Here is a 19,991-nt window from a genome sequence, read left to right as displayed (position 1 = left end):
GTTTCGGCGTTTCGGCGTCTCGGCGTTTCGGCGTTTCGGCGAGACAGCTCCCGGGGCCCGTCCTCGTACTGGCACGGCCGGGGACACGTGTGGTCCGCAGGTCTGTCCCCCGGCGCGTCCGTAGCTGGATCGTCGATGGCCCCGCAACCAGTTCCGGCCACCCCACACCACCTGTCGGACCCTCCACGTAACCTCGCGAACATGGAGGAACCCATGCCCGGCACACCGCCGGAACCCGGCGACGCGCACGCGGCGCCCGATGCCGGCGAGACGCGCCGCCGCCTCGACGCGTACGCGTACCTCAGCGCGCCGGAGCGGCTGGAGTACCTCGCGATCATGCGGGTCTTCTGCGGCACGCTCCTGGCCGACCTGGCCGTCCCGGACGTGATGGCGAAGCTGCGGGAGGGCGGCGGGACCGCCGCCGGGCTCGACGCCGACCCTCTCACGGCGCGGCTGGACCAGCTGGTGAAGTGGGGGAACCTGCTGCGCGGCAGCCACACCGTGAAGGCGTCCAGCATCGCGGAGTACCAGCGTTCGCGGGCCCGGTACCAGCTTTCGCGGCTGGGCGAGCGCGTCCAGCGGGACGCCGACGGGGTGCTGGCCGAGGCCGACGCCGCCCGCGAGGTGAGCAACGAGCTGCTGGCCCTGGTCGAGCGGGGGCTGCGGGAGCTGGCCGAGCTGGTCGCCGAGCCGGGCGGCATCGCCCCGCAGGACGGGCTGGAGCGGGTCAGCACGTTGTTCGTGCAGTTCGCCGGGTTCGCGGACTCCGTCCGGGACTTCTACGCCTATCTCGGCCAGGTGCTCGCCCGGTACGACTTGGACAGCGGCGAGTACCAGGGCTTCAAGGAACTCCTCCTGGACTACGTCGAGGCGATCACGGAGGACGTGTCCTTCCGCGGCCCCCGCATCTCGGCGGCGCTGGACGTGCTCTGGCCCCACCTCCCGGGCCTGCTGCAGCAGTTGGACGCTCACGCGCAGGGGCTCGCCGGTCTGCCGGCGCAGAGCGGGAGCCGTACGGAGACCCGCGTGCAGCGCAGCCGGGGTCGCGAGCTCGCGGACTGGGAGGGGTTGCGGGGCTGGTTCAGGGACACCGACGGGCAGGGCAGCCAGGTCGATCAGCTGCGCGACGCCACCCTGCGGGCCCTTCAGTCGCTGCTGGCCAACGCCAAGCGGATGCTGCGCTCGGCCACCGGCGAGATGTCGCGGCGCCGGGACCTGTTGCGGCTGGCCCGGTGGTTCGACGAGGCCGCGCCGCAAGACGCGCACGACATCGCCGTCGCCGCCTTCGGGCTGTACGGCGCGCGCCACCTGGGCATACCGCCCGCCGCCGACGAGGTGGTGCCCGCCTACACCAGCTGGTGGACGGGCCCGGTGGTCGAGGTACCGGTCGCCCTGCGCGAGAGGGGCAGCCGCGCCCAGCGGGGCCGGACGGCGTCGGTGGAGGACCATTCCGCCCAGAAGGAGCGGCTGCTGGAGGCGGCGCGTCAGCGGGCCGCCGACAGAGACGCCGCGGCGGACGAGCTGTGCAGCGCGTCCGCCCGTTTCGACGGCGTACGGCTCACGTCGGCGGCGCTCAGCCTGCTCCTGGAGCTGCTGGCCACGGCGCTGGGGAACGCGCAGCTCAGGCGGCGTGCCGAGGCGGACGAGCGGGAGGGGCGGGGGTTCGGGCTGGACGCCGCGTGGAGCGAGGACGCCGATCTGGGCATCCGGCTCACCGTGCACCGGACGGCGGGAGCGCGCACGCTTCTCCACTCGGCCGACGGGGATCTGCTCCTGGACGACCTGGAGCTGGTGGTCCGCAGGACGGCCGTCGCGGCGGAAGGGGCGGAGCCGACCGGCAGCGAGGTTCCTCCCCCTCGGTCGCACAGCGCGCCCGCCGACGGTACGAAGGGGGTGAGCGTGACATGACGCTTCCCTCCGCCCACGACGTGGCTCTGGCTACCGAACGCCGCACCGCGGCAAGGCTGTTGCTCGCCCACCCGCTGGTCACGTCGGACGGCCCGCACGCCGACCTCTTTCCGCTGGTCCGCAGGCACGCCGACTGGCTCCGCGGACGGTTCCAGCAAGTGCTCGGCTACCGTCTCCTGGTCGACAGCTCCTACGCCCGGCTGTTCAAGGCGGGGCTCGGAGCCCGGTCGGGCCACCGGCTCGTACGGTCCACCGGCACACCCTTCACCCCGCACACCTACGCCTGTCTGGCGCTGGCCCTGTCCGTGCTGGTCACCGCGCCGGAGCAGTTGCTGTTGTCCCAGCTCGTCGCCGACATCCGGGCCGCGGCGGCCGACGCGGACGTCGAGCTGGAGGAGACCGGACGGGCTGCCGGGAAGCGGACCCTGGTCGCGGCCCTGCGGCAGCTCGTCGAGTGGGGCGTCCTGATCGAGACCCACGGTCACGTGGGCGTCATCGCCCAGGAGGGCGACGGGGAGGCGCTGATCACGGTCGACCGCGAGCTCGCCCGCGTCATCGTGGCCGGACCGCTCGCCCAGTCGCGGGACGGCGCCGACCTGGTCCGGCGGGCGGCGGACCCGGGGTTCGGAGGGCCGCGCACCTACGTGCGGCGGATGCTGGTCGAGACCCCTGTCGTCCACCTGGACGAACTGACCGACTCCGAACGCGACTGGCTCCGCACCCGCCAGCGCCGGGAGGGCCAGGCGTTCCTCGAACTCCTCGGCCTGGAGACGGAGATCCGCGCCGAGGGGGTGGCCCTGGTCGACCCCGAGGAGGAGCTGACCGACCTCCACCTGCCCGGGACGGGGACCGTCGCCCAGGCCGCGTTGCTCCTGGTGGAACGGCTGGTGGAGCGGCTCCGCCCGGCGGAGCCCGGACACCCCGCGACCGGCGGAGTCCTCGTCGTCGGGGTCGCCGTTCCGGACGGTGCGGTGGACGGGCTTCTGGCCGAGCTGGTCGCCGAGTACGGGCAGCGCGGCAACTGGCAGCGCGGCTACCTCGAAGACCCCGATGCCCTGCGTGAAGCCGTGCTGGACCTGCTCTCCCGCATGCGCTTGATCGCCCCGGCCGGTCCCCTGCGATCCGAGGGAGCGGGGCTGCCGGAGCAGCGCGCCGGCGAGCTGCCGGAGGGACGCCAGGTCACCGACGTCCGGACGGCCCGGCCCGGCGACGGCGGCGCGGGCTGGGTCCTGCTCGCCTCAGCGGCCCGCTACGCCACCCGGGTCACCGTGCGGGCGATCGACCGGCGGCACGGACCGACCGACACACAGCAGGAGTTGCCGCTATGACCGCCGATGCCCGTGATCTCGTTCCGCCTCCGCGTCCAGGTCACGCGCCGACGGCGAGTACCCGCTTCCGGCTGCACCGGGCGGGCATCCAGAACGTCTGGCAGTACGACGAGCAGGAGTTCGCCTTCGGTGACGGGCGGCTGCTGCTGCGCGGCAAGAACGGGGCGGGCAAGTCCAAGGCCCTGGAGATGCTGCTCCCGTACCTCCTGGACGGCGATTCCCGGGCCCTCGATGCCACCGGCACCGGGCGGACGACGCTCGCCTGGCTGATGCTGGACGGCTTCGAGCAGACCAACCGCCTCGGCTATCTGTGGGTGGAGTTCCGGGGGACGGACGAGACCGGCGGCCACCGCTTTCTGACACTCGGCGCCGCGATCCGTGCCTCGAAGTCGGCGCAGAAGGCGGTGCCGACCTTCTTCGTCACCCCGCTGCGCGTCGGCGAGGACCTGCACCTGGTCGAGGCGGGTAGACCCCTCGCCGTCGACCGGCTCAAGGAGATCGTCGGCTCCGGCAACTGGACGGACCGAGCGGTCGAACACCGTGCCCGCGTGGCCCGGGACCTCTTCGGGATCACGGACGCGACGCGCTACCGCAACCTCACCCAGCTCCTCCACCGGCTGCGGCGGCCCACGGTCGGGGACCGCATCGAACACGGCGGCCTGGCCGTCCTGCTCAGTGAGACCCTGCCCGGACTCGACGAGGACGTGGTCGAGAAGGTGGCCCGCAACCTCCACGATCTGGACACCGTGCGGGCCGAACTGGGACGTCTGGAACGTACCGACGCGGCCCTGCGCACCTTCCTCTCCGACTACCGCCGCTACCTCGCCGGAATCCTGCGCTCCGCGGCCCGGGACGTGAGCCGGGAACTGGACACTCTCTCCGAACGCCGCCGGAACGCCGGGGACGCCGCCCAGCACACGAGCGCCCTGAAGGAGCACGAGAAGGTGTCGGAGGAGGGGCTGAGGACCCTCCGCGAGGAGGAGGAGACCGCCCGGACCGAACTGGCCGCTCTGCACGGCAGCCACGCCTACCGCGGCCTGCGCGAGCTGTCGGAGCGCCGCGGCACGGTGGAGGCCCTGCACACCACGGCCATGACCGCCTTCGCCGCGTTGCGCGGTGCGCACGAGGCGGAGGAGAGCGCGGCCGAACGGCTGGACGAGGGCGTCGAGGAGTTGGGGGCCCGGCTCACCGAACTGGCCACGGAGCACCGGGAACTCCTGGCCCACGCGGAGCGGGCGGTACTTCCCGTCGCACATCTCGGCGAGGCGGTCGCGCTGCCGCGCACCGTCCGTTCCTCGTCGGCACGGACGGAGCTGGTCGGTCCGGACGGGGAACCGCGGACCGTACGGCACCGACCGGTGGTGCGCGTGGACACGGCGGCGACGGAGGCCGGGCTGCGGTCCTGGCAGGAGCAGCTGGGAGCCGCCGAGGCCGTCGTACGGAACCGACAGCGGATGGTGCAGGACGTGGCCCGGCTCTCCTCGCGGGCCGAAGAGGCGCGTGGCGGCGCGGTGCGGGCCGACGAGGAACGGGAACGGCTGGAGGGCGAGGCGGAGGAGGCCGCCGCCCGGCTCGAAGCCAGCCGTCAGAAGGTCGCCGAGGAGAGCCAGGGGTACGCCGACGCGGTCGCCCTGTGGGTCCGCGAGACGCGGACCGCGGCGGGGCCCGCGTGCCCGCCGCTGGACGCCGTCCTCTCGGAGGTGGCCTGCGCGGCCGACTCCGACGCGGCGTTCTCCGCCCGCACGCTCCCGGCCGGCATCGACACCCACGCGCGACAGACGGCACACCTGGCTCTGGAGCCGTACGCCGACGCCCTCACCCGGCACCGCGACACCCTGGCGGTCGGCGTCGGCCGGCTCGACGAGGAGACCGACCGCCTGGCACAGCAGAGGCGGGCCTGGGAAGGTCGTACGGACCCGGAGCCTCCGGCCCCGTACCACCGCGGCGCGGCAAGAGACCCGGCCGGCGGCACAGCCTTCTACCGGCTGGTGGACTTCGCCGAGCACCTGACCCCCGCCGACCGGGCCGGTCTGGAGGCGGCACTGGAGGCGAGTGGCCTTCTCGACGCGTGGGTCGGCGCGGGCGGCGCCCTTCTCGATCCGATCTCCGGGGACACCCTTCTCGATCCGATCTCCGGGGACACCCTTCCCGATGCGCTCTCCGGGGACGCCCTTCCCGACGCGGCTCCGGCCCACGGCCCGCTGCCGGTGGCGCAGACCCTCGCCTCGGCCCTGCGCCCGGTCGCGCGGCCGGAGAGCGGCATCACCACCGAGCAGGTGGAGCACCTGCTGTCAGCCATCGTGCTCGCGCCGGCCGCGGGGACGACGGCCGCCGGTGCGGTCCACTTCGACGGTAGCTGGCGGCTGGGAGTCCTCCGGGGTCAGCACCACAAGAGCGCCGCCGAGTACGTGGGCGCGGCGGTGCGGGCCGAGACCCGGCGACGGGCACTGGCCGAGCTGGAAGAGCGCATCGGGGAGACGGAACGGCAGTTGGCCGGAGCCCGTGCCGAACTCGCCGCAGCCGATTCCCGGCGACGGGCCCTGGCACAAGCGGAACGCGACTTCCCCCAAGCGCAGCGGCTCTCCGACTCCTGGAACACGCATGCCGCACAGGAGAGGACGGCGCGAGCACGCTCCGCCGAGGCGGCCGAGGCGGCGCGCCGGGCGGAGGCGGCCCGCGCCCTGGCCGTTTCGACGCGCTCCGACGCCGACGCCACCGCGACCGCCCACGACCTGCCCACCGACACCGTCGCACTGGACCGCGTACGCACCGCGCTGGGCTCGCTGCTCACCGGCGTCGGCCACCTGCGCAGGGCGGTCAACGGTACGGTCGCCCGGCTCGGCGGAAGCCGGGCGGACGACCGGCGGTACGCGGGGGCCCGCGAGAAGCGGACGGAGGCGGAAGAGGGCTACCGGCTTCGCCACCGGCAACTGCACACCGCGCGGCAGGATCTGCGGACCCGGGAGGCCGCTGTCGGATCTTCCGAGGAGAAGATCCTCGCCGACGAACAGGCGGCCAAGGACCGTATCGCGAACGCCGTGGGGGCCATCCCGGCGAAAGAGCGCGACCACAACGGACTGCGCGACCGGCGTGTGCGGGCGGAGGAGAAGGAGGAACGCCTGCGCGAGGAACTGGCGGACCAGCAAGCGGCCGTGATCGAGGCCGGCCGCGCGCTGCGCGGTGCTCTCAGCCGTCCGGAAGTCGTCATCGGAGCGGGGCTGGACCGCACGTCCCTCCCCGATCAGGTACCGGACGACCCGGGCTCCGACGCACGCGACCGCCTGCGCGCACTGCGGGCACTGGCGGAAGCGGTGGACCGGAGTCTCGGCCGTGACCGGGAGGAGGTGTCCGACAGCCTTCTCCTCAAGCGGCACACGACGCTGCGTGATCAACTGGCGGGCGGCTACGACGCACAGCTCGACGAACACGCCGGCATCAAGGTGTGCCGTCTGCTCGACGACCACGGTTCGCACGACGTCGCGGTCGTGGGCGAGCGGATCGCCGTGGAGGCCGCCGAGGCGCGAGGACGGCTCACCGAGCGCGAGAGCGACGTGTTCCAGCGCTTCCTGACCGGCGAGCTCGGCGACCACCTCTCCACGCAGGTCATCACGGCGGCCAACCTGGTCGCGGCACTCAACGACACGCTGAAGACCGTACGGACCTCGCACGGCCTCGGCGTGGAACTCCTCTGGAAACTCAACGAGGACGCCGACGCCGACGTGCGGGTGGCCGTCGAACTGCTGCGCAGCCCGTCGAGCCTCCGGACGCGCGAGCAGACCGAGCAGCTCCGCGACGTGACGCAACGCCGCATCGAGGACGCCCGCCGCGCCGACCCGTCGGCCGGCTACACCGCCCACCTCCGCGCCGCGCTGGACTACCGCTCCTGGTTCACCTTCCACACCTTCGTGGTCGAGGACGCCGCCCCCGGGCGCCGAAGGAAGCTGACCGGCCGCACCGGCCTGAGCCAGGGAGAGCAGCGCGTGCTCTCGTACCTCGTGCTCTTCGCCGCCGCTGCCGCCCACTTCACCAGCCTCGCCGACTCGGCTCCGCACGCGCCCCGGCTGATTCTCCTGGACGACGCCTTCGCCAAGGTCGACGAACCCACGCACGGGCGCCTGGGCCGCATTCTGGTCGATCTGGACCTGGACTTCGTACTCACGAGCGAGCGCCTGATGGGCAATTGGGCCGAGGTCCCCTCCCTGCACATCTACGAGTGCCTGCGCGACCCCCACGTACGCGGAGTGGCCACGTTGCACTACACGTGGAACGGTCGCCACCGGCGGCCGGCGTCGGTATGAGCGCCCTTCCGCCAGCCACCCGCGACTGGCTGGGCGGCCCCGCTCTCGCGCGGCTCTGGAGCGGCGCGCGTAAACGCCTGGAGAGCAACGGGACGCGGTCCACCGGCTCCCTCCGGCTGACAGCGGTGAGCGCCCAGGAACGGAACGGCCTGTCACTCCTGTTGGGCAAGCCCCTCACGGGTACGGCGGTGACCGTGCGGCTCGACGCGCTCGACGAACGGCTGCGGGCCTCGGCCGCCGGGCTCGGGCTCAGGGAGGTCCTGGAGGAGCTCGGCCCTCCGCTCGTCGACCGACGTGCGGCCCGCGAGGAGAACGCGGCGGAGCGGCAGCGTGTCTGGGCCTCGCTCGCCTCATCCCTCGACGCATCGCCGCTGGCCGGGCTGGAGTGGGTGGAGCGGTGGTCGGATGTGCTGCGCCGCACCGGCGTCCCGAAAGGCGTGACACCGGAAGCAGCCGTACGGACGCTTCGGCAGGCGGTCCGGGTACTGGGCGTGGTGCTCGACCCGCACCGTACCGACGCACAGGGCCGCGGCGAGCTGGCCGCGTCGGCGACGGGTTCGGCGCACGGCCTGGACGACGGCACCTGGCTCGCCCGTCTCGTCCAGCGCGGCATCGCCCTGGCCCACGGCACGGACCTTCCCGGCGACGCGGCCGGCCGACGGGCACTGTGGCGGCTGGTCTCGGTCACCCCGGACGAGGTATCCAGCACCGTGCTGACGTACGGCCTCCGGCCCCTCGGCGAGGACTGGCGCGCGAGGTCACTGCGGGAGCGGGCCGATCACCGTGCGGAGACCCACCTGACGTCCCGGGACCTGCTCGACGTGCGGCTTCACCTGCCCGCCGGAACGACCGTCCACATCTGCGAGAACCCACGGGTGGTGGAGGCCGCGGCCGACGCGGGCTGTTCGCACCCCCTGGTCTGCACCTCCGGCAGCGCCGCGACGGTGGTCCTCACACTTCTGGACGTTCTCGCCGCGACCGACTGCCGCTTCGCCTACCACGGCGACTTCGACTGGCCGGGCATCGCTCTGGCGAACCGGATCGTGCGCCGTTACGGAGCCCAGCCGTGGCGCATGGGTGTCGAGGATTACGAGCACCTGGCCGCGCGCGGCCAGGCTGACGGAATCCCCCAGTTGCCGCTGGTCGGTCAGCCCGTCAGCGCGGTCTGGGACGCGGGGCTCGCCCCTGTCATGGCAGCGCTCGGGGTGGCGCTCCATGAGGAGGCGACGCTCGACCTGCTGGTGGACGATCTGCGGGGTGCCCCGTAAGGGAGGCGGAGTGGCCGGGCTGGGCCGATCCCGCTCGCGCCGCCGATTCCGTCAGCGCGACCGCACGCGTCTCGACCGGCGCCCGGATCGCCCTGACGGCATGACCGGCAAGTCCCGCAAGTCCCGCAAGTCCGGCAAGACGCGAGTCAACCGCCCTGCGGAGCCCGCGCATCGGCCGCCCCACCCTCACCCGTCCGGATGAAATCGCCGGCGCGGCAACGCCCGGACAAGGCCCTCCCGGCCCGCGCGTCACCGCCCGTCCGGCCCCTCCTGGACGCACAGGATTCCCTCGAACTTGCCTTATCCGGCACGGAGTTGCGGGTTTATCTACGCGCGGAGCCCAGCCCACCGAACGATCATTCGGGCATATCAGACGACTTCTCGCGCGGGCATTACCGGCGGGTACCGCGAGCTGCTAGAAACTGCATCGCTCCCCCCAACCCCCCACCTGTCCCGCACAGCTCGTCCTCCCACCCCCTCATCCCCCCACACCTCGAAGGGCTGGCAGCCATGTCAGTACGTAGAATTCGAGCATCTGTCGTCACTCTCGCGCTCGCCGCCGTGGCCGCGCTCGGCGTCGCGGGTCCGGCCTCCGCGACGGACTCGGCCGCCGCGGGCGGCTATGTCGCGCTCGGCGACTCCTACTCCTCCGGCGTCGGCGCCGGAAGCTACCTCTCCGACAGCGGCGACTGCCGGCGCAGCACCAACGCCTACCCGTATCTGTGGCAGGCGGCGAACTCCCCCGCCTCGTTCGACTTCGTCGCCTGTTCGGGGGCGACCACCTCGTCCGTGGCGAGCACCCAGCTCGGCGTGCTCAGTGCGTCCACCTCCCTCGTCAGCGTCACCGCCGGAGGCAATGACGTCGGGTTCGCCGACGTCATGCAGGACTGCGTGCTGTCGGGCGAGGCCACCTGCCTCAACAGCGTGAACAACGCCGTCTCGCAGATGAACAGCTCCCTGCCCGGCAGCCTCGACGCCCTCTACGACGGCATCCGGGCCCGCGCCCCGCAGGCCCAGGTGGTGGTTCTCGGCTACCCGCGCTTCTACCAGCTGTCCGGCAGCTGCGTCGCAGGGCTCTCCGAGGCCGAGCGGACCGCGATCAACAACGCCTCGGACGTGCTGAACGACGTCCTCGCCAAGCGGTCCGCCGACGCCGGGTTCACCTTCTCCAGCGTGGTGGACGAATTCACCGGGCATGAGCTGTGCTCCGGAGACGCCTGGCTCCACAGCGTCACGGTCCCGATCCAGAACTCGTACCACCCCAAGGCCGCGGGGCAGTCGGGCGGCTATCTGCCCGCCCTCCGCTCGGCGGTGTAGTTCGGCGGGACAGACCGGCGGCGCGGCTCCGGGGAGCGGCTCCGGCGAGCGGCTCCGGGGAGCGGCTCCGCAGATAGCTTTTCGTACGGAACGGCGGTTCACCGGGGGGCCGGTGGGCCGCCGTTCTCAGTAGCGCTCGACCAGATGCTCGCGGCCGGCCGGGGGCTCGTACGACTCGGGCCAGAAGTCCGTGACCCCGGTGATCAGCCCCTTCTCGTCGAAGGTGAAGAAGTGGATGGCGTCCATCTCCCGCGGCGCTCCCTCCGGCTGATCCCCCGTCACCGTGAATCCCGTCCGGGCGGCGGCCTGCCGTCCCTCCGCGTCGACGACGATCCGCTCGACCCGCACGTGCCAGTCGCCCGGATACTCCTCGTTGAACCGGAGATACCGCTCCTTGCCGTGGATCCGCTCGCGGCTCTGCGGCAGCTCGTACACCACGTCCTCGGCGAGGGTCTCCCCGAACCCGGCCCAGTCGCGCGCCTCGGCCGACGACCAGTACGCCTCGACCACCCCGCGCAGCGCGGCCGTCGTCGTCCCGGGAGCCGTGCTCGGAGCCGTGCCGGGAGCCGTACCGGGCGTGGCGCTGAAAGCCGGACCGGGCGTGGCTCCGCCCGCCGTTCCACCTGTCGTGTCGGTCATGGAAACGAGTCTGTACCCCACCACTGACAATCGGCCGGAGAAGCCCGGAGGGGCGGCGGCCCCCCGGTCACCCCTGCTACTCCGCGGGCCGCGACGCCTTGATCGAGTACATCAGCGGGATCCTCGGCCGGCCCGCCGGGAAGCGGTAGTGGCCGTCCGCGTGGCGCTCCAGGACACCGAACCGCTGGATGAGCGAGAAGTCGTGCTCGTGGAGGAACTCGATCCGTAGGCCCGCCGCGACGAGCGCCGTCACCACCCGGCCCACCGGGTGCTGCCACTCGACGCTGCGGTTGTGCACGGTCGGCGCGTCGAGATCGGTGTACGTGCCCGGCGTCTCGTCCACCCAGGCGTCGCGGCTGAAGTAGTCGTCGGTGACGACCGAACCCGTCTCGTCCATCGAGTCGGTCAGCGGATGGAACTCCGCGAGGTAGAGGAATCCGCCGGGCGCGACCAGCGAGGCGGCGGTGTCGGCCCAGCGGTCGAGGTCGGGCAGCCAGCCCAGCGCGCCGATGCCCGTGTAGACGATGTCGTACCCGGAATCGGGGACGGCTTCCGGTGCGTCGTACACGTCGGCCGCGACGAACAGCGCCCGGTCCGGGCCCAGTTCCAGCGATCTCGCCAGGCCCCGGGCGGTCTCGACGGCGGGCTCGGAGAAGTCGAGGCCCACGACCCGCACGGCGCCGCGCCGCGCCCAGGAGAGGGTGTCGAGGCCGAAATGGCACTGGAGGTGCAGCAGGGTCTTCCCGGTGACGTCGCCGACCTCGGCCACTTCGAAGGCGCGCAGCACGTCCTTGCCCGCCAGGAACGCGTCCAGCTCGTAGAAGTCGCTCGCCACGTGGATCGGGACGCGTTCGTCCCAGCGCGCGCGGTTGGTGTCGTGCCAGTCGTCCGGAGTCGGGGAGTACATGTCCGGAAAGCTATCCGCGCGCCGGGAGGCGTGCGAGTGGTTATTCGGCGCTCTCCAGGCCCATGAGGACGGAGTACGCGGACTCGGCCTGCCGGCCAGGAGCGGCGTCGGACCGCGCCTGGTCCAGGAAGCTCCGGGTCGCTCCGTGGTGGAGGACCCGGCCGCGGTCCATGAGGGAGACGGTGTTCGCCTCGTCGGCCAGGTCGGCGATGTCGTGGGTGGACATCAGGACCGGAACGCGGTCGGCGACCGTGCGCAGCACGTTTCGGAAGACGGTGCGCTGGTGCGGGTCGAGTCCGGCCGTGGGCTCGTCCAGGAGGATCACCCGCGCGTCGTGGGCGAGCGCGCACGCGATGCCGACCCGGCGGAGCTGGCCTCCGGAGAGCTTGGCCGTCTTCCGGCCGCTCTGCTCGGCGAGGCCCACCTGGTCGAGGGCCTTCCCCGCGCGCTCCCAGGCCCCCGTACGGTCCTCGCCCTTCAGCCAGGCCACGTACGCCACGTACTCGCGGGCGGTCAGCTGCCGTGACGTCGGTACCTTCTGCGGCAGCCACGCCACATGCCGGCGGTACGCGCGGGCGGCGGAGGTGAGAGTGGAGTCCTTGAGCCGGACCTTGCCGCCCTGGGGCTCCACCGTGCCCGCCAGGAGGGACATCATGGTCGACTTGCCCGCTCCGTTGGGGCCGAGCAGGATCGTCAGGCCCTCGTCGGGGACCTCGTAGCTGAAGCCGGAGAGGACGGGGCGTTCCCAGCGGCGGTAGCGGAAGGTGACGCGGTCGAGCAGCAGGGTCATCGGTCGGTCCTTGGTGCGAAGCAGGCGAGGGAGAGAAGTCCGGCCAGGAAAACGGCGGAGGCTCCCACGGTGGCGTGGGTGACATGAGCTGCCTCGGTGACGATCACCCAGGGGTAGGGGTCGTCACGGCTGCGGCCGCCGAGGAACATGGACTGGATCATCCAGAAGACGGGAACCAGCGTCGCGCGGTGGCCCAGCAACGGCCAGACCCCCAGCGCGAGTCCGCAGAAGAGCAGATTGTTGCGCGCGGCCACCAACATGGCGTCCGGCCCCACGAGGGACAGGCCCGCGGCCACCGCGGTCACGAGGAGCGCGAAGCCGGCCACGAGGACGGTGTCCCGCGCGTCGACACGCCGGACGGCGGAGCGCTCCACGGAGGGCATCCGCCGCTCCAGGCAGGCGATCACCACGATGCCGGGGAGGAGGGCGACGAAGGTGCTGAGCTCCGTCATCATCGCGTAGTGCCCCAGGAACGAGGGGAAGACGACGGACACACCGCTGGTCAGACCGGTGCCCACGGCGAAGGCGAGCAGCGCGCCGGGCAGCAGTCCGAAAGCGCCCCGTTGGCGCAGCCACCAGATCATTCCGGGCCGCCGGCCCGGCAGGCGGACCGGAGCTTCTCCGCGTACCAGGCCCGCTGCTCCCGCGCGGACAGCTCGGCCACGCCGGCCGTCCCGGCCAGGAGCCGCTCCTTGGTCTGGCCCTGGCTGAACCCCTGGGTCTCCCGTGACAGCCATGCCAGGTACTGATTCTCGACCCCTATCGCGCGGGCCGCCCAGAGGGTGTTGTAGTGCAGCACGTTCCAGTCGGGCTCGGCGCAGGGCGCTCCGACCACGGCGATGGCGATGTTCTCGCCGAGTGCCTGGTCCGCGGTGCCCGGTGCGAGGGCGAGTGTCCAGCGCTCTCCCTCGGTGTCGATCCGCCGGTCGTCCGCCACGGAGACGTCGGTGATGCGGCCGGGCTTCCGGTCGATGACACCCTTGGCCGCCAACTGTTCGGCCATGCGCCGGATTTCGGCCTGGATCTCACCGATGTGCTCGGCTCCGGCCTCCGGCAGGCAGACCTCGGGCGCTTCCCCTTCGCAGACGACCGGCGCCAGCCCCCGGGAGGCCGGAGGCATCGAGCGCCAGTCCGCCGTGATGCCGTAGGCGCCGAGCAGGCCGCCGACGGCCAGGACCAGGGACAGGGCTGCATAGCGGACGGGATCGCGGCGGAGGGCCGCCAGCGCGACGCAGGCGAGTGCGAGGCAGACCGTGGGCAGGAGGGCGGCCAGCGTCATCGCCGGTGAGTACGCCTCGCCGAAGCCCACCCAGTCGATCGCCCCGGTGACATGGTGCGCCCAGTAGCTGTCCGTGCCCAGCGGAAAGGTGATGCCCACGAAAGCCACCACCGCGACCAGGGGTGCGGAGTACAGCGCGTGCAGGTGCCTGCCGACGACGAACCCGATGACGGCGTGGGCGGCGATCAGCACCACCACGATGCCCATGATCTGCAACGCGTACGGATCGGGAAGGACTCCGACCACCCACAGCCCGCCGGCCATGACGCCGGCGGTGAGCGTCGAGAGGCACACCACGGTGACGAGGACGGAGTGCAGCGCGATGCGCCACGTGGGCTGGACGGCGCCCAACTGCCACGTGCCCAGGGCCTTGAGCCGGGTCGCTTCCACGGCGGTCAGACCCGCCGCGGCCGCGGCCGCCATCGGCACGGGGGCGTGCAGCGCGTACGAAGCCGCCTGTGCGGCCCAGGGCAGGTCGATGAGCTGACCGATGCGCCGAGTGCTCGTCAGGAAGACGTAGGCGAAGAAGATCCCGATGAAAGGGGTGGCCAGCACGGCGGGGTGCGTGCGGAGAGAAGCAGTGATGCGCATAGGGCCTCGTCGTGGAGCGCCAAGCCGGGCCTCCGCGCGGGACACGCGGAGGCCCGGCGGGATCAGTCGGCCTTGGTGGTGTCGACGTTGACCTTGCCAACGACGACGGCGCAGGAGACGCATCCCGAACCGATGTTGCCGATTTCGAAGTAGTAGCTGTCCTTGGGCAGCCCCGACTGCGTGGCCGTGCTCTTGGAGCCCGAACCCTTGAAGCAGTTGGTGAACTTGGAGGTGTCGTGCCTCTTGTCCTTCCCCCAGTCGATCTGCTGCCACAGCTCCACATCGACGCTCTTTCGGCCGTACACCTCACTGCAACCGGTGAAGTTGATTTCGTTGTACGACTCGTCGACCCACTGCTGGGACATCTTGCCCTGGTTTCCCACCCAGTTATTGGCGGTCCAGTTGGCCCAGGCACTGGTGTTCGTGGCGAACATGAGAACCGCTGCGGCTCCGGCGACGAAACCAGCCTTGCGCATACGACTGCTTATCACGGAAATACCCTCCCTCGACTCCCGGTCGCCGAGGCCCCCTCGAACGGAAAACCGAAAAGTCGATGGACGTTAGCACTGGTCAGCGCAGTGCGGAGCCGGAGGGGCAGCGTATGCCCGTATCGTCCGATCTTGGTCCGATCAATCACGCCGCACACCAGGACCGGCAAACGGAACAAGCCATTCCAGATTCCTGTCGCGCACGAACGACTCCATCGCCCCTCTCGCCCTCCAGTGAATTCGGTCACAGTCGAATGCGCGAGCATCCGGAAAGACCACTGCGCTTTCCTTTCGGTCCGGGCATGCGGCCCGGCAGGGAATTCGGGCGCACGACAACGACTTCTGGCCGACCGCACGTCGGCTTCTTGTCCTCCGAATCCGGTTACGGGCCCGGCCCCCGGATCGGGTTGGATGAGGGGATGACCACTGATGCAGCAGCAGCTGTGCCCGACTGGGAGATGCGATTCCGTGCGCCTCGCGTCTCCCTGCCCGACTGGGCCGAGGAGGCCCCCGACCGCGCGCTGTTCGTCTCCAACGCCACCGGGACCTACGAGCTGTACGCGTGGGACCGGGCGAGCGGGCGGCAGCGCCAGGTCACGGACCGGCCGAACGGCACGACGGACGGCGTGCTGACGCCGGACGGCGAGGCCGTCTGGTGGTTCAGCGACACCGACGGCGACGAGTTCGGGGTGTGGATGCGCCAGCCGTTCGACGGCGGTCAGGACGAGCCGGCCGCCCCCGGCCTCGCTCCCTCCTACCCGGCGGGCCTGGCCATCGGGCGGGACGGTTCGGCGGTGATCGGACGCTCGACCGACGAGGACGGCACGACGGTCCACCTGGTGCGGACGCCGGGCGCCGAGGCCGTGGAGATCTACCGGCACCGGGAGTCCGCGGGGGTCGGGGACCTCTCCCACGACGGGACCCTGATCGCCCTGGAGCACACCGAGCACGGCGACGCGATGCACTCCGCGCTGCGCGTGGTGCGCCCCGACGGCTCCACGGTGGCGGAGCTGGACGACACCGAGGGCGGCACGAAGGAGCTGGGACTCGCCGTACTGGGCTTCGCCCCGGTCGCCGGTGACACCCGGCTCCTCGTCGGGCATCAGCGCCGGGGCCGCTGGGAGCCGATGATCTGGGACCCGGTCGCGGGCACGGAGACCGCGCTGCCGGTCGACCTGCCGGGCGACGTGGGGGCCGAGTGGTATCCGGACGGCTCCGCGCTGCTCGTCGAGCACGGCTTCGAGGCCCGCAGCGAGCTGTGGCGGTACGAGCCCGGGGCCCCGGCTCCCGTGCGCGTGGAGACGCCCGCGGGCACCGTGTCGGGCGCCACGGCCCGCCCGGACGGCACCGTGGAGTACCTGTGGTCCTCGGCCGAGCTGCCGCCCGTGGTGCGGTCGACGAGCGGTGCGGTGGTCCTGGACCCGCCGGGCGCGAAGGCCCCGCCGTCGGTGCCCGTCGAGGACGCCTGGGTGGAGGGGCCGGGCGGCCGTATCCACGCCCTCGTGCAGAAGCCCGCCGCCGGCGACGGCCCCTTCCCCACGGTCTTCGAGATCCACGGCGGGCCGACCTGGCACGACAGCGACGCCTTCGCCTCCGGCCCCGCCGCCTGGGTGGACCACGGCTTCGCGGTCGTCCGGGTCAACTACCGGGGCTCCACCGGCTACGGCCGCGCCTGGACGGACGCGCTGAAGCACCGGGTCGGCCTGATCGAGCTGGAGGACATCGCGGCCGTACGGGAGTGGGCGGTGGCCTCCGGGCTCGCGGACCCGGAGCGCCTGGTCCTGGCGGGCGGGTCCTGGGGCGGCTATCTGACCCTGCTCGGGCTCGGCACCCAGCCCGACTCCTGGGCGCTGGGCCTGGCCGCGGTGCCGGTCGCGGACTACGTCACGGCGTACCACGACGAGATGGAGGCCCTGAAGGCGATGGACCGCACGCTGCTGGGCGGCACGCCGGAGGAGGTCCCCGAGCGCTTCGAGGCCTCGTCCCCGCTGACGTACGTCGACGCGGTGCGCGCCCCTCTCTACATCTCGGCGGGCGTCAACGATCCGCGCTGCCCCATCCGTCAGGTGGAGAACTACGTGGACCGGCTGGCGGCGCGCGGCGCGGTCCACGAGGTGTACCGGTACGACGCCGGGCACGGCTCGCTGGTGGTGGAGGAGCGGATCAAGCAGGTGCGGCTGGAGTTGGAGTTCGCCCTGAAGCACCTCGGGGGAGGCGCCGTGGTCGGCGCCCCGGGGCCGGAAGCGGCGTAGGAACCGGATAAATGGCGGACCCCGCTCCGGGAACCCGGGGCGGGGAACCGTACCTTTGAGGGGTGTACCGGTTCCTGCTGACCCCGCGATGGTGGGGGATCAACCTCTTCGTCGTGCTGGCCATCCCGTTCTGCGTGTTCATGGGCATGTGGCAGCTCGGCCGCTTCGAGGACCGCGTGCAGTCGCACGAACAGGCGGAGAAGCGGCCCGATCCCAGCACCCGGGCCGCGAAACCCCTCGACGAGCTGCTGCCCGTCGACAAGGTGACGTCCGGCCGCCCGGCCGTCGCCACCGGCACGTACGCCGACCAGTTCCTGGTGCCCGGCCGCGAGCTGGACGACCGTCGGGGCTTCTACGTCCTGAACATGCTGCGCACGGACAGCGGCAAGGCCCTGCCGGTGGTACGGGGCTGGCTGCCCGGTTCAGCGACCGGCGCCCGGGTGCCAGCCGCGCCGGAGGGCGAGGTCACGGTGACCGGCGACCTCCAGGCCTCCGAGAACTCCCGCAGTGACGGTGTCAACGCCCGGGGCGGGCTGCCCGGGGGCCAGGTCGGCATGATCAGCGCCGCGACCCTGGTGAATCTCGTGCCGTACGACGTGTACGACGCCTGGGTGACGCTTCCCGAGGCCGAGGCGGGCGGTACGGGCGGTGCGATGAAGCCGGTGCCCGCGGCGGCCCCCGAGGGCAGCGGCCTCGATCTGAAGGCCTTCCAGAACCTGGGGTACACGGGCGAGTGGTTCGTCTTCGCCGGCTTCGTGCTCTTCATGTGGTTCCGGCTGGTGCGCCGCGAGGCCGAGGCCGTGCGTGACATCGCCCTCGGCCTCGTACCGGAGGACGCGGCGGCCCCGGCGTCGCCGGAGGCGCAGGAGGCCCCGGATGCGCAGGAGGCCCCTGATGCCCCTGAGGCGGCTCGGAAAGCCCCTGCGGCCCCGTAAGGACCCGGCGTAGCCGGACTGCGACGGTAGGAGCCCGCGGTCGCCGGACTACGACGGTAGGTCCCGTCGTGCAGGTACGACCGGCGTCCCCCGACTACGACGTGGCGAGCACGCCCGTACGGTAGATGGTGCCCGAGCAGGCGTTGGGGATCTCCGTCTCCGCGGTGGGCGCTCCCGTCTCCGGGGTGTGCGTCACGGCGACGCTGCCCTCCGCCGCGCCCTCGCCGTCCTCGTTCAGCGTCTGCGTGTCGACGCCCGAGGGCTGGTCGGTGCCCCCCTCGCCGACCGATCCTCCGGCCCCGTCCGCCGACGGGGTCGGGCTCGGTGACGGGCCCACGGCCGGACAGGTGTCGGCCGGCACCCAGGCGAACCGCACCTCGTACGCCATGGCCGGCTTCAGCAGCACCGTGCCCGGCTCCTGCGAGGGGTCGGGCAGCCCGGGGGCCGCGTCGCCCGCGGCGTGCTGGACCACGCCGATCTTGAGCGGGTCGGCCGCGCCCATGGCGGTGAAGCCCACCGTGCCGTTGCTGCTGACCGTGCAGTCGGTGCCGGACACGTTGGCGATCTTGAAGCTGCCGTAGACGGTGCCGTCGGCTCCCGGTGCGTCGGTGCCCGCGGACGCGACGCCGAGCTGACTCGGGTCGCAGACCGGCAGGGAGGCGAAGTCCGCGCTCGGGGAGTCGGTCGTCGCGCCCGTCGCCGCACCGCCGGGGTCACGGCCCTCGTCCGCGCTGGGGCTGGGGTCCGGGTCGGCCTCGCCCGCGCTGCCCTCGCTCTCGCGCTCGGTGGGCTCCACGGTCCGCCGGCCGGGCGCCTCGGGGCCGGTCTCGTCCCCGTTGCCGCCCTGGGCCTGCTCGCCGTGTCCGGCGATGGCGGGGCGGGCGCTGGACGGGCCGTCCGAGGTCGCGACGTGGACGAAGGCGGGGACGGCGGTGCCGATCAGCAGGGCCGCCGCGGCCGCCCCGACGACGGCCTGCCGTCGCCTGGCCCGGCGGGCGGGGACGGCGCGGTGGAGGTGGTCGAGGGTCCCCTCGGAGGGGGCCAGCTCCCGCACCGCGCCGTGCAGCATGCGGCGCAGGGCCACCTCGTCCAGCTCTTCGGAGGCGGGGGCGCCGCCCCGGTCACGGGCGAAGAGGTCGGTCAGCGTGCCGACGAGGTCGTCGTCGCCCGGCGCCGCCCCCGGGTCCCGCTCGTCGGGGTCCTCGGCGGCCTCGTTGTCCACCCGCGCGGGTGGCGCCGGTTCCGGGGTCCCGCCCGGCTCGGGCCCCGTGCCCCCGTCGTGCGGGCGGTCCGGATCGGTGTGCGGAGTCTTCTCCGGCCCGTGGTTCACAATTCCGTTTCCCGTCGGGTCATTCTCGTGCCTGTGCTCGTCGCGCTGCTCGGGCCCGCTCATGCCTGGGCCTCCATCACGACGCGCAGCGCCGCGATACCCCGGGAACCGTACGCCTTGACCGAGCCCAGCGAGACGCCCAGCGTCTCGGCGACCTGGGCCTCCGTCATGTCCGCGAAGTAGCGCAGCACCAGCACCTCGCGCTGGCGTCGCTGAAGCCCCTTCATGGCCTTGATCAGCGCGTCCCGTTCCAGCTGGTCGTAGGCGCCCTCCTCCGCGCTCGCCATGTCCGGCATCGGCTTGGAGAGCAGCTTCAGCCCGAGGATGCGGCGGCGCAGTGCGGAGCGCGAGAGGTTGACGACCGTCTGCCGCAGATAGGCGAGGGTCTTCTCCGGTTCACGGACGCGGCTCCGCGCGGAGTGCACGCGGATGAACGCCTCCTGCACCACGTCCTCGCAGGACGCGGTGTCGTCCAGCAGCAGGGCCGCGAGGCCGAGCAGGGAACGGTAGTGGGCGCGATAGGTCTCGGTGAGATGGTCGACCGTGGTTCCCGCTGCCACCGTCTCTTCAGCATCCCCGCGCTGCGAGGGCAACTGTGCCGGGCGCGCGGCGGGCATGGGCGCGATCACCGGCATGCCGCCGGGCGCACGGGGCCGCCGGA

Annotated in this window: 15 protein-coding genes; 7 read left to right on the top strand and 8 right to left on the bottom strand. The window is 72.5% G+C overall.

From position 1 onward, the window contains the following. The first annotated feature begins 201 nt into the window (after positions 1-201). From AB0F29_RS20195 to AB0F29_RS20175, 5 genes are all read left to right on the top strand, one after another. Entirely contained in the window at positions 202-1,908 is a 1,707-nt protein-coding gene (locus AB0F29_RS20195) for a TIGR02677 family protein (protein ID WP_361873820.1), read from the top strand. Beyond that, entirely contained in the window at positions 1,905-3,236 is a 1,332-nt protein-coding gene (locus AB0F29_RS20190; protein WP_361873818.1) for a TIGR02678 family protein, read from the top strand. Before AB0F29_RS20195 ends, AB0F29_RS20190 begins: the two co-directional genes overlap by 4 nt. After that, the gene (locus AB0F29_RS20185; RefSeq protein ID WP_361873816.1) at positions 3,233-7,534 is read left to right on the top strand and encodes a TIGR02680 family protein; all 4,302 of its coding nucleotides are present in this window, start codon (positions 3,233-3,235) and stop codon (positions 7,532-7,534) included. Before AB0F29_RS20190 ends, AB0F29_RS20185 begins: the two co-directional genes overlap by 4 nt. Then, on the top strand, positions 7,531-8,802 hold the full coding sequence (locus tag AB0F29_RS20180) for a TIGR02679 family protein (protein ID WP_361873814.1): 1,272 nt from the start codon (positions 7,531-7,533) through the stop codon (positions 8,800-8,802). Before AB0F29_RS20185 ends, AB0F29_RS20180 begins: the two co-directional genes overlap by 4 nt. 510 nt (positions 8,803-9,312) lie before the next feature. Then, positions 9,313-10,119 (top strand): SGNH/GDSL hydrolase family protein, encoded by an 807-nt coding sequence (locus AB0F29_RS20175; RefSeq protein ID WP_361873812.1) that lies wholly within the window; start codon positions 9,313-9,315, stop codon positions 10,117-10,119. A gap of 126 nt (positions 10,120-10,245) precedes the next feature. Here the strand turns inward: AB0F29_RS20175 and AB0F29_RS20170 are convergent, their stop codons facing one another. The 6 genes from AB0F29_RS20170 to AB0F29_RS20145 all read right to left on the bottom strand — a co-directional run bounded on the left by AB0F29_RS20170 (position 10,246) and on the right by AB0F29_RS20145 (position 14,801). Continuing rightward, complete coding sequence (locus AB0F29_RS20170; protein WP_361874099.1) at positions 10,246-10,629, bottom strand: nuclear transport factor 2 family protein; 384 nt, start codon at positions 10,627-10,629, stop codon at positions 10,246-10,248. Positions 10,630-10,834: 205 nt separating this feature from the next. Then, positions 10,835-11,665 carry a class I SAM-dependent methyltransferase gene (locus tag AB0F29_RS20165; RefSeq protein ID WP_361873811.1) on the bottom strand — a complete coding sequence of 277 codons (831 nt, stop codon included), beginning with the start codon at positions 11,663-11,665 and terminating at the stop codon, positions 10,835-10,837. Between the two features lie 40 nt (positions 11,666-11,705). Beyond that, a complete protein-coding gene (locus tag AB0F29_RS20160; protein ID WP_361873809.1) occupies positions 11,706-12,455 on the bottom strand; it encodes an ATP-binding cassette domain-containing protein in 750 nt (249 codons plus the stop codon). After that, positions 12,452-13,039 carry a hypothetical protein gene (locus AB0F29_RS20155; protein WP_361873807.1) on the bottom strand — a complete coding sequence of 196 codons (588 nt, stop codon included), beginning with the start codon at positions 13,037-13,039 and terminating at the stop codon, positions 12,452-12,454. Before AB0F29_RS20155 ends, AB0F29_RS20160 begins: the two co-directional genes overlap by 4 nt. After that, positions 13,036-14,325 (bottom strand): magnesium transporter, encoded by a 1,290-nt coding sequence (locus AB0F29_RS20150; RefSeq protein ID WP_361873805.1) that lies wholly within the window; start codon positions 14,323-14,325, stop codon positions 13,036-13,038. The genes AB0F29_RS20155 and AB0F29_RS20150 overlap by 4 nt, the downstream gene beginning before the upstream one ends. Positions 14,326-14,387: 62 nt before the next feature. Beyond that, positions 14,388-14,801, bottom strand: coding sequence for a hypothetical protein (locus tag AB0F29_RS20145; protein WP_007453005.1), 414 nt, complete (start codon positions 14,799-14,801; stop codon positions 14,388-14,390). 431 nt (positions 14,802-15,232) lie between these two features. Here AB0F29_RS20145 and AB0F29_RS20140 point away from each other — a divergent pair, with 431 nt between their 5' ends. Both AB0F29_RS20140 and AB0F29_RS20135 read left to right on the top strand, forming a co-directional pair. Next, the gene (locus tag AB0F29_RS20140; RefSeq protein ID WP_361873803.1) at positions 15,233-17,065 is read left to right on the top strand and encodes a prolyl oligopeptidase family serine peptidase; all 1,833 of its coding nucleotides are present in this window, start codon (positions 15,233-15,235) and stop codon (positions 17,063-17,065) included. 62 nt (positions 17,066-17,127) lie between these two features. Continuing rightward, positions 17,128-18,000 carry an SURF1 family protein gene (locus AB0F29_RS20135; protein WP_361873801.1) on the top strand — a complete coding sequence of 291 codons (873 nt, stop codon included), beginning with the start codon at positions 17,128-17,130 and terminating at the stop codon, positions 17,998-18,000. 94 nt (positions 18,001-18,094) lie between these two features. Here the strand turns inward: AB0F29_RS20135 and AB0F29_RS20130 are convergent, their stop codons facing one another. Next, positions 18,095-19,393, bottom strand: a complete 1,299-nt coding sequence (locus AB0F29_RS20130; protein WP_361873799.1) for a hypothetical protein — start codon at positions 19,391-19,393, stop codon at positions 18,095-18,097. Continuing rightward, positions 19,390-19,965: a SigE family RNA polymerase sigma factor gene (locus AB0F29_RS20125; protein WP_361874097.1), complete on the bottom strand. Its 576-nt coding sequence runs from the start codon at positions 19,963-19,965 to the stop codon at positions 19,390-19,392. The genes AB0F29_RS20130 and AB0F29_RS20125 overlap by 4 nt, the downstream gene beginning before the upstream one ends. Between the last annotated feature and the right edge of the window lie 26 nt (positions 19,966-19,991).

It is taken from the genome of Streptomyces sp. NPDC026589, assembly GCF_040638385.1.
In the GTDB taxonomy this organism is placed as follows: domain Bacteria; phylum Actinomycetota; class Actinomycetes; order Streptomycetales; family Streptomycetaceae; genus Streptomyces.
Note: the sequence above shows the minus strand (reverse complement) of the source record. Positions and strands in the feature narration are given on the sequence as shown.